This is a genomic window from Mesotoga sp. B105.6.4 (assembly GCF_002896535.1).
Taxonomy (GTDB): Bacteria; Thermotogota; Thermotogae; order Petrotogales; family Kosmotogaceae; genus Mesotoga.
The window spans coordinates 25,824-37,984 of record NZ_JWIM01000014.1; the positions used below are offsets into that span (position 1 = coordinate 25,824).

11 protein-coding genes are annotated in these 12,161 nt (G+C 46.8%); 6 read left to right on the top strand and 5 right to left on the bottom strand.

The genetic code is table 11. The annotated features are described in order from the left end of the window. Positions 1-5: 5 nt before the first annotated feature. From RJ60_RS04625 to RJ60_RS04640, 4 genes are read right to left on the bottom strand one after another with little or no spacing between them, the layout of a single operon-like run. Positions 6-1,304 carry an amidohydrolase family protein gene (locus tag RJ60_RS04625; protein WP_103134158.1) on the bottom strand — a complete coding sequence of 433 codons (1,299 nt, stop codon included), beginning with the start codon at positions 1,302-1,304 and terminating at the stop codon, positions 6-8. Beyond that, on the bottom strand, positions 1,295-2,677 hold the full coding sequence (locus RJ60_RS04630; RefSeq protein WP_103134159.1) for a dihydroorotase family protein: 1,383 nt from the start codon (positions 2,675-2,677) through the stop codon (positions 1,295-1,297). The genes RJ60_RS04625 and RJ60_RS04630 overlap by 10 nt, the downstream gene beginning before the upstream one ends. Next, complete coding sequence (locus RJ60_RS04635; RefSeq protein ID WP_103134160.1) at positions 2,674-3,663, bottom strand: ornithine carbamoyltransferase; 990 nt, start codon at positions 3,661-3,663, stop codon at positions 2,674-2,676. Before RJ60_RS04635 ends, RJ60_RS04630 begins: the two co-directional genes overlap by 4 nt. A gap of 16 nt (positions 3,664-3,679) precedes the next feature. Next, on the bottom strand, positions 3,680-4,879 hold the full coding sequence (locus RJ60_RS04640) for a YgeY family selenium metabolism-linked hydrolase (RefSeq protein WP_180979909.1): 1,200 nt from the start codon (positions 4,877-4,879) through the stop codon (positions 3,680-3,682). 215 nt (positions 4,880-5,094) lie between these two features. Between RJ60_RS04640 and RJ60_RS04645 the strand changes: the two genes are divergently transcribed. Continuing rightward, on the top strand, positions 5,095-6,018 hold the full coding sequence (locus RJ60_RS04645) for an ABC transporter ATP-binding protein (RefSeq protein WP_103134162.1): 924 nt from the start codon (positions 5,095-5,097) through the stop codon (positions 6,016-6,018). Positions 6,019-6,126: 108 nt separating this feature from the next. On the opposite strand, the gene RJ60_RS04650 is transcribed toward RJ60_RS04645, so the two are convergent. Further along, a complete protein-coding gene (locus RJ60_RS04650) occupies positions 6,127-7,071 on the bottom strand; it encodes a glycerophosphodiester phosphodiesterase family protein (protein WP_103134163.1) in 945 nt (314 codons plus the stop codon). Positions 7,072-7,143: 72 nt separating this feature from the next. Here RJ60_RS04650 and RJ60_RS04655 point away from each other — a divergent pair, with 72 nt between their 5' ends. From RJ60_RS04655 to RJ60_RS04670, 5 genes are all read left to right on the top strand, one after another. Then, entirely contained in the window at positions 7,144-8,274 is a 1,131-nt protein-coding gene (locus RJ60_RS04655; protein WP_103134164.1) for an MFS transporter, read from the top strand. A 280-nt stretch (positions 8,275-8,554) separates the two neighbouring features. Then, entirely contained in the window at positions 8,555-9,850 is a 1,296-nt protein-coding gene (locus RJ60_RS04660) for an ABC transporter substrate-binding protein (protein ID WP_103134165.1), read from the top strand. Between the two features lie 64 nt (positions 9,851-9,914). Next, the gene (locus RJ60_RS04665) at positions 9,915-10,796 is read left to right on the top strand and encodes a carbohydrate ABC transporter permease (RefSeq protein ID WP_103134166.1); all 882 of its coding nucleotides are present in this window, start codon (positions 9,915-9,917) and stop codon (positions 10,794-10,796) included. 16 nt (positions 10,797-10,812) lie between these two features. Next, on the top strand, positions 10,813-10,941 hold the full coding sequence (locus RJ60_RS15985) for a hypothetical protein (RefSeq protein ID WP_258006180.1): 129 nt from the start codon (positions 10,813-10,815) through the stop codon (positions 10,939-10,941). 99 nt (positions 10,942-11,040) lie between these two features. Next, positions 11,041-12,161, top strand: a 1,121-nt coding sequence (locus tag RJ60_RS04670) for an IS1634 family transposase (RefSeq protein ID WP_103134167.1), incomplete at its 3' end; no start/stop codon positions are given.

Genomic DNA, 12,161 nt, shown 5'->3' on the forward strand with positions numbered 1-12,161 from the left:
ACCTCCTAGAATCTCTTCTCAAATGCTTTGTACAACCTTCTTGCCTCTCTATAAATAATCTCTTCGTCGGCTCTTGTCGGTACTCCTTCTGCTAGGACCCTCTCGCCACCGACGAACACATCGCTTACCGAAATGTTGTCGCAGATTCCAAAGAAGAAATGATCCACGAAATTCTCTGCCGTGATCTCGGTCGGACTTCGATAGTTGAGTACGATCAGATCTGCGGTGCTTCCCTCGCGAATCGTTCCAATGTTTGCTCCAAACGTTCTGGTTGCAAGTTCGTAGTTCGCTCCAAAGAGAGAAGGGTTTAGATCTCCTGAAAAGCTGGCTTTCGGATCGCGCTGGATGTAGTGAGGACCGAGAATCATGAACCTTACGTCGTTGCTGAGATTGAATCCGTAACCATCGTTTCCTACCAGCACTGCAGCTCCCTCTTCTCTAAAGCGTTTCCATTCAGGAAATCCAACACCATTGTTGATATTCGACTGGCAATTCACCACGATGTAGCCCTTTGTGTTCTTTATCAGGCTCCTTTCAGATGGTGTAGTGTGAATGCAGTGGGCGTAGATTGAGTTCTCTGTCATGAGCCCGGCTCTATGGAAGCGCTCCAGTACTCTCTGGTCATATACGCCAATCGTGTGCTCCTGGTCCTCGGGGCCCTCTGCAACATGAACGTGAATGGGAAGCTTACCAGCTATCTCTTTTGAAGCCAGCGACAGTGTCTCTTTTGAGAGAGTGAAGGAAGCGTGGAAACCGAAAACCCCTTTCTTGTACTGCGTCGACTCCCTGCTGAACTCGAGATTCTCTCTTATTCCCCTGTCGCGTTTTTCCAATCCGTCTCTGTCCGAGACCTCATAAGCTCCACAGTACCTCAAACCGACATCGTTGACGGCAGCGGCGATTCTCTTCAGAGAACCATCTATCGCGTTTGGCGAAGAGTTGTGGTCGAAGAGAGATGTAACGCCTGCCTTAAGCGACTCGATTGAAGCCACATAAGCCGAGATCTCAAGATCTTCAAGAGTAAGGGCTTTATCCAGTCTCCACCACAACTCTTCCAGCAGTTTTGTGAACGAGGATGGATTGAAGGGAGAGACCCTCAATCCGCGAGAGAAAATTGAGTAAATATGCGTATGGGCATTTACCAGCGAAGGCATCACGAGCTTTCCGTCTAAGTGCAGATTCTCACCATCATAGCTGCTTTCGCCTGAAGAGACCTTCACAATCTCCCCGTTCTCTACCCTCACGTATCCCTTTTCTATGAATTCTCCATCATTTGTGAAAATAGAAACTCCATTTATTTGCATGAAGCATCCTCCCAACGAACTGATTCGCGTTCGATGAAGCGTCCCGAAGCCCTGGGAAGCAGAACTTCACCGTCTTTGTAGGCGACTCTGCCTCTTTGAACTACCGCTTCCACCCTTCCCTTTAGCTTCATGCCATCGAAAAGAGAGTGGTCGGATCTCGTGAAAGGCGATCTTGAGACGGTAATCTCTGCATCCTTATCGACAACGGCGATATCTGCGATAGATCCGGGAGCCAGCAGCCCTCTCTTTGGAAACAATCCGAACGTCTTGGCCGCGTTTGTTGAAAGCAGAGAAGAGACTCTTGTAAGGTCGCCTTCAAGCAAAGTGTTTGCGGTGGAAAAGGATAGGCCTAGCGATCCAGAGCCGTTCGGCATCGACAAATAGTCATCTCGATTCTCGAGTTTATCTTGCCTAAGGAATGGACAGTGATCCGTGCCCATCGATGAGATCTCCCCCTCTCTCAACGAAGAGACAAGAAGCAATCGCTCCTGTGCGCTCCTTGGAGGGGGGCAGTAAGTATTAAGATAACCTTGCTCGCCGAGTAGCGGGCTATTGTCCAGCAGTAGGTACTGAGGACAGGTTTCAAGTCTTGTAGAGTCTTTCCAGTTGACATTGATCGAGCCGAGAGTCTTTGCGGTTTCGCCGCTGGAAAGATGTACGATGTACAGCTGGCCCTGTTTGTCCATAGACATCAAGGCGAGCTTGACTACTTCGGTCATCTCGCTAATAGTCGGTCTGAGATCCGAGAGATCTTTGAAAGTAGGACTTACGAAACCGGAAACGGTCTCAGTTATTATTTCATCGTTTTCTGCATGGGCCAGCAGGACGAACCCAAGCTTTCTTGAGAGCGAGAGCAGGTTGAGGATCATTCCGTCGCTTGTTCTGCGATCGGAAGAACTATATGTCGTGAAGATTTTTATAGAAGGCATCTTCTCGGCTATTGCAGCTCTGGCTATCTCTTCGGCGGAAAATCGAGGACTTCCTGCAAGCGTTACGTGGAAAGCGTAATCTATCCTGCTGTCTGCTGCCGTCTGCATTCGACTCTTCTTTGCTTTCTCAAAGTCTAAAAGACTGGAAACGGGATCGAGAAAATCAATCAGTGTGGTTACTCCCCCGCTGATTGCAAGAGCAGATCCCGAATCGAAGTCGTCAACGGACGTATATCTTCCCAGATTCAACGAAAGATGTACGTGAGGATCGATGAATCCCGGCAAGAGAAACAATCCGGAGCAGTCAAGGATCTCGCGTGCCGGGAAACTGCTCCGGGTTGCAGATATCGCCGCGATTTCCTCGCCCGAAACATAGAGATTGGCAGGAAAGACACTGTCTCCTGCGCAAATCGTACCGTTTTCCAGGGCAAGGTCAAAAGTCACGGTCTTCCGCCCATAGTAAGCGCCATTATAGCCTTAGCTGTGTGAAGTCTGTTCTCTGCTTCGTCTATAACGATTGACTGAGGACCGTCTATTACCTCGTCGACGACCTCTCTGCCCCTATCCGCGGGAAGAGCATGCATGTAGACCGCTCTCCTATTTGCAAGCTTCATTCTCTCAGGGGTGCAAATCCAGTCTTTATTCTTTCTCACTTCTTCCATGATTTCCTGAGGATCTTCTGAGACGTAGAAGCCACCCCATGACTTCGGAATCACAATATCTGCATCTTTGAATGCCTCATCCATGTCGTGAAGTATATCGAACTTGGCCCCGCTGTTCTCGGCGTTTTGCTTTGCCTGATCAACTATGTCGGGCATCAAATCGAAGCCCTTCGGATAGGCCAGCTTAACGTCCATACCGTATCTCGTGAAGAGAAGAATCTGGGACTGTGGCACGGAAAGAGGCTTGAGATGGCTTTCGGCATAAGCCCATGTTATCGCAACCTTCAGGCCGTTGAGATTCGTTCCAAATCTCTCTCTAATCGTCATCATATCGGCCATCACCTGCATAGGATGATAGACATCATCCTGCAAATTCAGAATTGGGACATCCGCGTGTTCGGCAAGAGATCTCAGATATGGATTTCCCGCCTTGAACTTGCAGTGCCTTACAGCGATTGCGTGGCCGTATCTCGAAAGAATCATCGCGGTATCTCTAGGAACCTCTCCGTGCGCAGTCTGCATCGTTGAAGGATCCAGATAGTGAGCGTGTCCGCCCAGCTGTGTTATTCCCGCTTCCATCGAGTTGCGTGTTCTAGTTGATTGATCGAAGAACATCAAGAACACCGTCTGATAAGGAAGCAAAGGGGTCGGTTCGCTCGTTGCAAATCTCCTTTTCAGATCGGAAGATAGATCGAGCATCAGATCAATCTCCGTTCTGTCAAAGTCCTGTGTGGTGATAAAGTCTCTGCCTCTCAAAATGCTACTCATCCTATTACCTCCTAATCTATTGTGAAAGCCTTAAAGGAAGAAGAGCGTACATAGCCGCCGCCTTTACCAGATGGTCGATGGGGCACTGATCATCGGGACTGTGCGCGTAGATCTCGTTAGCGGGCCCGAATCCGATCGTCGGTATCGAAAAGACACCTGCTGTTGCTATTCCATTTGTCGAGAATGTCCACTTGTCAACGAAAGGCTCCTCACCGAAAACTTCTCTAAAAGTGTTTACTGTCTTCTGCACTATTTCGCTGTCCTCTTCCATTACCCACGTTGGGAAGTACTTCTCGACGGGATACACAGTTCCGGTATATGAAGGTCTTTCGTAAAAGAGTTCTACAATCTCCGCCTGCTCCCCGGCCATTTGAATGGCCTCTTCCAGTTCTTTTACTACCGTCTCTTTTGTCTCTCCCGCCGTCAACCTTCTGTCTAGCTGGATGGTGCATTCATCGGCTACTGCGTTTTGGGAGGGAGATTTGAAAAATATCTGAGTAACGGCTATCGTCCCCTTCCCTAGGAAAGCGTCATCTTTTATCCTCTCATTGAGCCTCTCTATCTCCTGTATGATACGGCCCATCTTGTAGATAGCATTGACTCCCCGTTCGGGTGCGCTCGCGTGACAGGAAAGCCCCGAGGTTTTTATTTGAAGCTCCATTCTTCCCCTGTGCCCCCTGTAGATATTTAGATTCGTCGGTTCGGTAATGACCACGAAGTCAGGCCTAATGCCGTCTTCCTGAACTATGTACCTCCAGCAGAGGCCATCACAATCCTCTTCCATCACAGTTCCTGTAACGTAGAGAGTGAAATCACCCAGCAGTCCCTCTTCTTTCATTATCTTTGCCCCGTAGACCATTGCAGCCATTCCAGCTTTCTGATCGGAAGCACCTCTCCCGTAGATTATGCCATCTCTAACAACTCCTCCGAAAGGATCTACCTTCCAGAGCTTTTCATTTCCCACTTCTACGGTATCGATATGTGCGTCCATGGCAATCACTTTCTTGCCCGATCCGATTCTACCCATGATGTTTCCCAGACCATCGACTATGACTTCGTCGAAGCCCACCTTGTCCATCTCTTCGCGAATCCTTTGGACAACCTCCTTTTCACCGGCAGAAAAGCTCTTGATGCTTACGAGATCGCTTAGAAAAGCGGCAAGTTCCTTTCGGTATGATTCAGCCTTGGTAAGTAGATGTCTTGACACGTTTGTCACTCCTATACACGAGTATTTTCTTTATTATAACTTCTTATACATTGTAAAAAAAAGTAACAAGAGAACCAACAGAGGCTTTGGTAATAGTATAGCTCGACTCGTTTCGGTTCTCAACGGAAGGCGATCAAGTTAGTGCAAGTGTTCAGCATGAGGGAGTCTCAGGATGAAGGGCTTTGCCTTGCTCTGAAGCTATAATTTATCTTGGGGGTGATTGTATGAAGACTCTCGATGTGAAGGATCTGACAAGCAGGATCGGGAAGTTCAACCTCGGGCCTGTCGATCTATCAATTGAAAAGGGCGAAATCGTAGGTTTGATTGGACCATCAGGCTGTGGAAAGACTCTCCTGTTAAGATCTATTGCGGGGCTACACGAAACGCTCTCGGGTACTGTCGAGATCAACGGGCAGGATGTAACCTTCCTTGAGCCCCATCTCAGGGGCCTTGCTTTTGTCTTTCAGGACAATGCCTTGTTTCCCCACATGGATACCCATGACAACATTGCCTTTCCTCTCACAGTAATGAAGGACAAGGAGGCAAACGAAAAGGTAAGTAGAAGAGCCGATGAACTCGATGGCCTTTCTGACTACCTTGATCGTTGGCCGAAAGAACTGCCGGCCGGTATGAAGAAGTTGACGGCATTCGCAAGAGAGACGGTAAAGAAATTCAACATCATCATGCTTGATGAACCGTTCGAGAGACTCGACAAGAAGATCAGAACCGAGCTGAGACTGATGATCAAGAGGCTGCTGATTGCTCTTGGAGAGTCTGTGCTCATAGTATTGAACGATCCCGAAGATGCGATGGCAGTTGCGGATAGAGTGTACGTCATGGATGATGGAGCAATAGTTCAGCATGGCCCGCCAACAGAGATATACGAAGATCCGGCTTCGCATTTTGTGATGGAGCTCTTTTCTTCGATGGGAGTCAACAGGGTGGGTGATGAGTCCTTCAGACCCCAGGATGTTCAACTGGACGAAGAAGGGGAGGAATTCTCGCCGGAACACTGCGGTCCTTTTGATTCGAGACGCATACTCTGCAGTGGAAAGCTCAGAGGGGAGAATGTCACAGTACTGCTTCCACTGGAGTGCAAAGACCTTGATTCGGTTTTCATAAGCATCACCAGGTCTTTCAGTCTATGATCAAGTGTGTTTTACTGTCTCTCTTGGCTGAAATTGCGACGAAAAACCTTCTGGTTGCGGTATAATCTATTTGGTGATGTGTAAAACGTTCTTATGAGAGGCCTTTCTCTAATGAGAAAGGCTTTTCTGTCTGCTCGAGAGAAGTTCTATTAGTCTGTCGGGATAATCCGTAATGATTCCATCTACACCAAGGTCTATCAGTCTCTCCATCTCCGGGACCTCGTTTACGGTCCAGGGGATGATCTTCAGTCCGGATCTGTGAGCGCTCTCTATCCATCCCTCGGTCATGAGTGTGTAGTTAGGAGAGATGACACTGCAGCTGATACTGGCAAGCATCTTCCCTATGTCGAATCCGAAGTTCCTCAATCTCAGACCGGCAGTCCATATAGTTTTATCGAGATTTGTGCTTGAAATTAGGGCGACCGTTTCAACGGAGGGTTCCAACTCCCTAGAAATCTTGATAGCTTCCCAGTTGAAAGATTGTATCGTTGACAGTTCTTCGAAGCCGAATCTGGAAACAACTTCAAGAACTTTTCTAACGTGTTCTCTAAGATCGACGGTATCCTGAGGTCTCTCAGGAAAGTGCTTGATCTCTATGTTAACTCTCACTTCCTTTGCAGACTTCTCGTTGTGTTGCCGGACCAGGTCAAGAACCTCTTCGAGAGAGGGTATAGCCTGTCCATCCATTTGAAGTTGTTCGGGCCAATCTTCAGGATTGACAGTTCTTCCTATGTCGTACTTTCTAAGCTCTTCGAAAGTAAGGTCTTTTATCAATAACCGGTCCTTTATGAATTCCCCGTCCTTTCTCGTTCGCTGTGGATTCAGATACGGCTCATGGTTAATGACGACAACGCCGTCACTGGTGATTAAAGTGTCAAGTTCAATAGTGTCAACGCCCAATTCTAGTGCGTACCCGAAGGCGGCGATCGTATTCTCGGGCATGAGACCTCTGCAGCCGCGGTGTCCCTGTACATCGAACTCTGCGGTCGCGGAAAGTGCCGTTGAAATAAGAAGAATGACGATAATGGCCATTGATTTCAAGATAAGTCTCATAGTCACACTCCATTCAATCTTTTTGAATTGCAAGTTGTATAATTTCCACCAGTTGCGTGGGGGGAGATTGCGTTGAATCTTAATATACTATTCTTTGAAGCTCTTATATATGCGAGCCTGGCGACTAAGAATCTGCTTAGTCAATATTTCGACATCTCCGGTTATTCACCAACCGAAATCGGAATACTGATGGCGGTGCTGCCTGTCGTCTCGCTAGTTTCCAGCCCCTTGTGGTTTAAAATCAGCTCTAGACTTGGTCAGTACAAAATCTATTATATCGTATCTCTTTCTTCAGCCGTATGTATCTGGCCCATTTTTGCCACCAGCGATTTCTTGACATCCTTACTCTTCATGATCCTCTTCTCTCTCTTTTTTTCGGCAGTTGTTCCACTGGGTGATTCGATTATTATGACGATTCTTAAGACTACTGGAGGTCGTTTCGATCGTGTGAGGCTTTTTGGCACGATAGGGTTTGCAGTTACTTCTCTCTTGTTAAGCAGTCTCGTCGGGATCAGTTTCTTCTGGTTATTTGCAGCCACCTCCATTGTTCTGGCCTTCTCACCGATGTTCCTCAAGAGAAGACCCGGTGAATCGAGAACTGAAGCCCCGGAAAACCCTGCAAGTGCAGGTTCTCTTCTTCAGTTTTCTTTGATGACTGTCGGAATGTTTTTCGGAATTACTTTGAACTCCTTCCATAATTCTTTCATTGCGGTCTTCACAAGACAGAACGGTATGGATCCGTCGGTCGTGGGGGTTGTCTTTGCAATTACCGCTCTTTCAGAGATTCCTTTCTTGTTGGTTGCCGACAGGATAATCGAGAAAATCGGCAGTATGAGAATCCTGCTATTCGGCATGGCAGTAATTGGAGTCAGGATGATTCTTGTCTCCTTTGCGACAAACGTATATGCGCTCTATTTGGTGGAGTCTTTACACGGGTTGACGTATATTCTAGTGTATTACTCCCTTTTTCACTTCATCCATTACGGTCTTTCGGGTAGGCGGATGATTGCTGCTCAGAGTGTCTTCTGGATTGTGAGGTCGGGATTGACTTTCATCGTGGGGTCAATCGGAGGAGGAATAATTATCGATAAATTCTCAGTCTTCTTTGCATTCAGACTCTTCGGATTTGTCGGGCTTCTATCTGCAATCTTAATGACGGGCGTTTACTTCGCGATTCTAAGATCGCGATCGAATTCCATATGAAACCCATCGGATCCAAGAGCTGAGAAGTATCTCTCGGAATAATGTTTCATTGCTTGATGTCAGTCTGAAAGAACCTCCGGGATGAATTGTGGATCAGTTTTTCGGAAGGGTTTGTGAGCGGTTCTTTCTTTTCAAATAACGAGAACGAAGCGGTATGCTGGGTCTTACGTGTGATATTCAACTCTGCTAGCTTCTTAGCGAGCTTCTTGCGGGGTAACTCTTGGTGTTATAATTAGTTTGGTATTCTGCCGTTTTCAATTTTCGAAAAGGGAGGGATCTTATGAAAAAGCTTCTTGTACTGGTTCTTCTGTGCTTGTCAATCTTTGCTTTCGGAAAGACCACTATCAACTTCTGGCACGCTATGAGTGGCAGCAGATTGGGTGCAGTTGATGCAATTGTAGAGGGATTCAACGCAGAAAATCCCGATATCGAGGTGGTTGCGCAGTTCACCGGTTCGTATGCTGAGACTCTTACCAAGGCCATAGCTTCATATCGAGCGGGCGATCAGCCTCACATCGTTCAAGTTTACGAGGTCGGTCTTCAGACCATGCTGGACAGTAACGCTATCAAACCGGTCTTTGAGCTTTCCGGTCCTGATTTTGATTGGGGAGACGTGATCGGCCCTATTCTCGATTATTACACAGTGGGCGACCAGCTCTATTCAATGCCTTTCAACTCGTCAAGTGCTATTCTCTATTACAACAAGGATATTTTCAAGGCAGCCGGTCTTGATCCCAACAAGCCCCCTTCGACTTTTGATGAACTATACGAGATGGGAAAGAAGATAGTCGAATCAGGGGCGGCACAGGGAGGAATCTCTTTTGGTTGGCCTGCATGGGTCTTCGAGCAGATGCACTCGGTACATGGCCAGTTCTACTCGAACAATGAGAATGGTAGAGTGGGCAAGGCAACGGAGGTTTTCTTCAACGGAGACTTCGGTGTCAAGGTCCTGGCGGAGTGGATAAAATGGGCTCAGGCGAAAGTCTTCCTTTACGGCGGCAGAGAGTATGACGCAAACCAGGCATTCCTTACCAAGCAGGTTGCAATGTTGATTCAGTCTACATCTTCTGTCAGCTCAATTGAGTCGAAAGCCGATTTCGAAATGGGAACAACCTTCCTGCCGGTTATGCCAGGTTATCCGAAGGGAAATTCCGTCATTGGCGGTGCAACGCTATGGGTAATGAAGGGTCATACAGACGAAGAATATGAGGCGATCTGGAAATTCTTCCAGTACCTTATGAAGACTGAAGTTACTGCCGAGTGGCATAAGTCGACGGGTTACTTCCCAACCACCAATAGTGCAGTCAAGAAACTCATGGACGAAGGTTGGTTTGCCGAAAATCCAAATCACCTTACCGCCTTCCTTCAGATACTTTCGGGAACGAGAATTCCCGAGGCTCAGGGAGTGAGACTCGGCAATTTCGTTGCCATCAGAGATGTCGTTGATGGTGCTATTGAAAAGGCTATACAGTACACTGGAACGAATTTCGAAGCAGAAGCGAAGAAAATTCTCGACGATGCGGCAAAAAAGGCGAACACGATACTTGAAGAATACACATTGATCTACGGCAAGTGATTTTCTTTTCGATCCCCTGACTTGAAGTCAGGGGATCCTTATTCTTTTCGGACGGTGATAAGGCATGCATAGTCGTTTTCCAAACAAGCTCTTACCATACTTGCTACTTCTGCCTTCAGTGGTCGTGGTCATCATCTTTTTGATTGTTCCTACTATTCAGTCGCTGTACCTGAGTTTTTTCAGGGTCTCTCCTTTTGGCGACAAACTGATATTCGTGGGATGGTACAACTTCGCCAAGCTATTCAAATCTTCAGATTACATCAACAGCCTTGTTATAACGCTAATCTTTGCGGTTTTCGTCGTAGTGATCGGTCTGACTTTGGGAATGCTGCTTTCGGTACTTCTGAATCAGAAGCTGAAGGGGCTGCAAGTATATCGAACTCTTTTCATCTGGACTTATGCGATTTCACCGGCAGTAGCAGGTACGATCTGGGCACTGATGTTCAGCCCTTCGAGCGGCCCGATTACATTCTTGCTGAAGGCGATCTTTGGAGCTAATGTTAACTGGATGATGGATGGGAAAGTTGCCCTCGTTGCAGTAATCATTGCAGCTTCGTGGAAAATGCTTGGTTATAATATAATTTTCTTCTTGTCAGGACTCCAAACGATTCCTCAAGAACTGATTGAGGCTTCAGCTATAGATGGCGCATCCAGCGTTCGGAGATTCTTTAAGATCACAATTCCGCTGTTGTCGCCGACCACTTTCTTTCTGCTGATAATGAACATGCTGTACGCCTTCTTTCAGGTCTTCGGACTGATCGACATAATGACCAAGGGCGGGCCGGGAGATGCCACGCAAGTCCTTGTATACAAACTTTACAGAGACGGATTCATAAACCTTGATACCGGCTTTGCATCCGCTCAATCAATAGTGCTTTTCGTTTTTGTAGCCATCTTGACTGTTCTTCAGTTCAGATTTGCCGAGCAAAAGGTCTTCTATGGATGATCGTGGGGTGAACTAGATGAAGCAGAGAAAATCATCGATCTTTCTGAGCTATCTTTTTCTGACAATCGCGCTCATACTCAACTTTGACAGCAAAATGGAAGAAATCGCAGGAAGAAGATCTGAAAGTCTCATGAATTCGTTGTAGATACTTGAATCACTTTCGAGATGCGGTGCCACGTTATATTGCTTGTCACTTTGTTAGCGCTTGACTTATAGTTGTGTATAGTGGTATAATATAGGTGCCATGTTTCTCAGACTGAAACACTTCAAAAACAAAGACGGTTCCACCAGGAGTTACCTGCAACTCGTAGAGAATATGCGAGTAGGGAATAAGACTAGACAGAGAGTTCTGGTTAATCTGGGGAGAGTAGACGATCTTCAGAACAGCGGCCAGATAGATAGGCTCATTGAAAGCCTGAAGAACTTCTCGACGAAAGAATGGATTAGAAAAGAAGCCCTTAATGTAAATCAAACCTATCTGTGGGGACCTGTTGTTATCTTCGAGCAGTTGTGGAAGGAACTAGGTATTGAAAGAGTATTGAGGAGACTCCTGGGAGATACGGATGCAGTTAGCGATTACGTTGAGGCTATATTTGCTATGGTACTTAACAGACTTGTCGAACCGAGATCGAAGAGAGGAGTAGACAAGTGGGTAAGCAAGGTTTACAGACCTGAGTTTGAGCAGCTGAGTCTCCACCATTACTATCGTGGACTGGATTATCTTGAGAAGTTCAAGGAAGAGGTGGAGGAAGAGCTCTTCAGTAATGTGAAGACTCTCTTCAACTTGAATCTCGATCTAGTCTTCTGGGACACAACCAGTACATACTTCCAGGGAGAAGGACCTGACCTGTCATTTTATGGTCGTTCTAAGGATCACAGATCTGATTGCAAGCAAGTGGTGATTGGGGTACTAATGACGAAGGATGGTTTCCCTGTTGCTCATCAAATCTTTCCAGGGAACACTGCTGATATAGATACCTTCAGGAAGGCTCTTGAGGATATACGAAGAAGATTCAACATAGACAGGGTTATAGTGGTGGCCGATAGAGGAATGATAAGCAAGGCACTCATTGAGGAGATAGATAAGGCCGGACTGTCATACATATTCGGAGTGAAGATGAGAAGAAGCAAGAGAGTTGAGGCGGTATTGAATCAGCCTGGTGATTACGAAGAAGTGGAAGAGAATCTGAAGGTAAAGGAAGTTCTGTATGAGGGAGAGAGATACGTAATCTGTTTCAATCCATTTCAGGCAGAAAGAGACAGAATCAAGAGAGAAGAGATAGTGAAGAACCTTACGAAGAAACTTAAACAGGGACCTAAGAGTCTTGTGGGAAACAGAGGACACAGAAGATATCTGAGTATGCA

What these genes read in the sequence shown, in the direction of transcription:
- RJ60_RS04625 (WP_103134158.1), bottom strand. Translation starts at nt 1,304, where the DNA reads ATGCAAATAAATGGAGTTTCTATTTTCACAAATGATGGAGAATTCATA.
- RJ60_RS04635 (WP_103134160.1), bottom strand. Translation starts at nt 3,663, where the DNA reads ATGAGTAGCATTTTGAGAGGCAGAGACTTTATCACCACACAGGACTTT.
- RJ60_RS04645 (WP_103134162.1), top strand. Translation starts at nt 5,095, where the DNA reads ATGAAGACTCTCGATGTGAAGGATCTGACAAGCAGGATCGGGAAGTTC.
- RJ60_RS04650 (WP_103134163.1), bottom strand. Translation starts at nt 7,071, where the DNA reads ATGAGACTTATCTTGAAATCAATGGCCATTATCGTCATTCTTCTTATT.
- RJ60_RS04660 (WP_103134165.1), top strand. Translation starts at nt 8,555, where the DNA reads ATGAAAAAGCTTCTTGTACTGGTTCTTCTGTGCTTGTCAATCTTTGCT.
- RJ60_RS04665 (WP_103134166.1), top strand. Translation starts at nt 9,915, where the DNA reads ATGCATAGTCGTTTTCCAAACAAGCTCTTACCATACTTGCTACTTCTG.
- RJ60_RS15985 (WP_258006180.1), top strand. Translation starts at nt 10,813, where the DNA reads ATGAAGCAGAGAAAATCATCGATCTTTCTGAGCTATCTTTTTCTGACA.